This is a genomic window from Saccharicrinis sp. 156, assembly GCF_050589685.1.
GTDB lineage: Bacteria > Bacteroidota > Bacteroidia > Bacteroidales > Marinilabiliaceae > Saccharicrinis.
On the sequence record NZ_JBNGOS010000095.1, the window covers coordinates 1 to 2,502 of the forward strand.

At 39.7% G+C, this 2,502-nt stretch carries 3 protein-coding genes; all 3 read left to right on the forward strand.

The annotated features are described in order from the left end of the window. Nucleotides 1-144: 144 nt before the first annotated feature. The 3 genes from tnpA (at nucleotide 145) to tnpC (ending at nucleotide 2,402) form a co-directional block, all read left to right on the forward strand. Nucleotides 145-420 carry an IS66 family insertion sequence element accessory protein TnpA gene (tnpA, locus tag ACRD64_RS25140; RefSeq protein WP_430937380.1) on the forward strand — a complete coding sequence of 92 codons (276 nt, stop codon included), beginning with the start codon at nucleotides 145-147 and terminating at the stop codon, nucleotides 418-420. A gap of 2 nt (nucleotides 421-422) precedes the next feature. Further along, nucleotides 423-767 (forward strand): IS66 family insertion sequence element accessory protein TnpB, encoded by a 345-nt coding sequence (gene tnpB / locus ACRD64_RS25145; RefSeq protein ID WP_430937382.1) that lies wholly within the window; start codon nucleotides 423-425, stop codon nucleotides 765-767. 63 nt (nucleotides 768-830) lie between these two features. Next, nucleotides 831-2,402 (forward strand): IS66 family transposase, encoded by a 1,572-nt coding sequence (gene tnpC / locus ACRD64_RS25150; protein ID WP_430937384.1) that lies wholly within the window; start codon nucleotides 831-833, stop codon nucleotides 2,400-2,402. Nucleotides 2,403-2,502: the final 100 nt, after the last annotated feature.

Sequence of the window (2,502 nt, forward strand, 5' to 3'; positions counted from 1 at the left end):
TGATTTTGCAAGGTTTACGTAGCGATTGACGGTTTCCTTATTTACTGAAAGGTCTTCGGCTATCTGACGGTTTGAAAGTATGCACCCCACTAACAGCAACTGTTTTTTTGATCAAAGACATTTTACTTTTGCGCATAAAAAATTATGGATAAGCAAGAAAAAATGTTTTTGTTAGTAGATCAGTGGAGGAAATCCGGGATGACACGAAAAGCCTTTGCCCAAGAGTATGGGGTTACAGATTCGTCACTAGAATATTGGTGCCGCAAGCGAGATAACAAGTTAGGGAAACGAACTGCCGCAGCAGGTGAATTTGTTGAAATCATCCCCAATCAGGATTCAGAGTCGGATGTAGCAAAAAATAAAAACACAATCATGGTTGAGCTTGAACTGCCAAGTGGTATCAAACTGAAAATCTACTAAGCATGCTGGGATTAAGTGCCAATCTGCGATATTTTTTGTGTTGTAGTACAGTAGACATGCGAAATGGCTTCGATGGATTATCAGGAATTGTAAGAAACTACCTTAAAAAAGACCCTGTTTCAGGAGATGTTTTCATTTTTTTGAATAAAACACGCACACATATCAAACTATTATATTGGGACGGGGATGGATTTGCACTGTTTTACAAGCGTCTTGAACGGGGGAGATACACCTTACCGGCTCATAATGGGTTATCAAAACAAATCAAAAGAGAAGAGCTTTTGATGCTTCTTGAAGGTCTTTCGTTCGAGAAGATGAAGCAAAAAAAGCGTTATAAGCAAGACTGAAAACAAGTCTCAAAAATACATCAAAACCCTTGCTGCATAAGGTGTTTTGATGTATTTTTGGATATGTCCAATCAGCAAGAAAATAACGATTTGTCGATAGGTTCCCTGAAAGCAAAAATTGCTATCCTGGAAAATAAACTGGACGAAAAAGAATCTACCATAGCCAAGCAAAGTTCGGAAATAAACAAGCTGACCACCGACTTTGGTGCAGTCAAGTTTCAAAACGAACAACTCCGAAGGATGATTTTTGGTTCCAAAAGGGAACGTTTCGAATCAGAAATTGATTCACAACAACTTGCCCTTGAATTTGAACCTAAAACTGCAGAAATAGAAGAAACGGTAAAAGCCGAACGGGAACTCATAAGAGTAGCTTACGAGCGCAAAAAGCCTAAGAAAAAGCATCAGGGACGCTTAGCACTGCCATCTCATTTACCAGTTGTGGAAACAATTATAGAGCCACCGGAAGATACTGCCGGTATGGTATGCATCGGTCGTGAAATTACCGAAGAATTGGACTACACACCGGCTACACTTCACGTTAACCGCATCATCCGCCCCAAATACATTACCAAAGAAGATGAATGCGGTAATCAAAAACAAATTATAGCGGAGCTTAACCGTCCAATAGCCAAATGTATTGCAAGTACAGCCCTGTTGGCAATGATTTTTATTAATAAGTACATTTATCACCTGCCACTTTACCGAACTCTTAATCAAATCAAGCGAATGGGAGTTCCATTGCCCAGTTCCACTTTAGAGTCGTGGGTAAAATTGGGATCTCAACTGCTCCTGCCTTTATACGCAGTCCATCGGCTTTATGTTTTTAGGGAAATTTATCAAATGATTGACGAATCACCCATAAAAGTACAGGATAGAGGTAAAAAAGGGGCATGCCACCAAGGTTACATGTGGGTAAGGTATGCCCCATTGTCAAAATCAGTGCTTTTCGAGTATTACAACAGCCGCAGTACCAAAGGTCCGATAGATGATTTATCGACCTTTACGGGATATGTACAAACCGATGGCTATTCGGGCTATACCTATTTGGCGTCATTGCACAACATAACACATCTTTCATGTTGGGCACATGCCCGTCGATATTTCGAAAAGGCCCTTGCCAACGATACAGAAAGAGCATCGACCGTATTGAAACTAATCCAATTATTATATGCTATCGAAGCTCTCGCAAGAGAATCTGGTTTATCCCCAGCGGAACGCCATGAGTTAAGATTAGAAAAATCATTGCCTATTATTAATGAAATTGGCCAATATATACAAGAAGAGCGAAATAAAGTGACACCTAAAAGTCCAATAGGAAAAGCTTTTGAATATTGTGCCAACAGGTGGATTAGCCTGCAAAATTACTTGACCGATGGTATATTGGAGATTGACAGTAATTTGATAGAGAACTCTATTAGGCCGTTAGCCCTTGGCAGAAAGAATTACCTCTTTGCCGGATCGCATGATGCAGCTAAGCACATTGCCATGTTCTATAGTTTTTTCGGCACCTGCTCCAAAAATAATATTGATCCTCAAAAATGGCTCACTTACGTAATGGCAAACATCAACGATACCAAAAAATCACAACTCAAATATCTGCTACCGCAATTTATAGATGAAAATTTATTCGGGTAAGTCGCATTTGATGGGGTGCATACGTTTGAAACACCATTATGATGTAACTGGAGCATTTGTTTTACTTTACTCATATCTTTTTCTTTTCCTGCCATGGCTT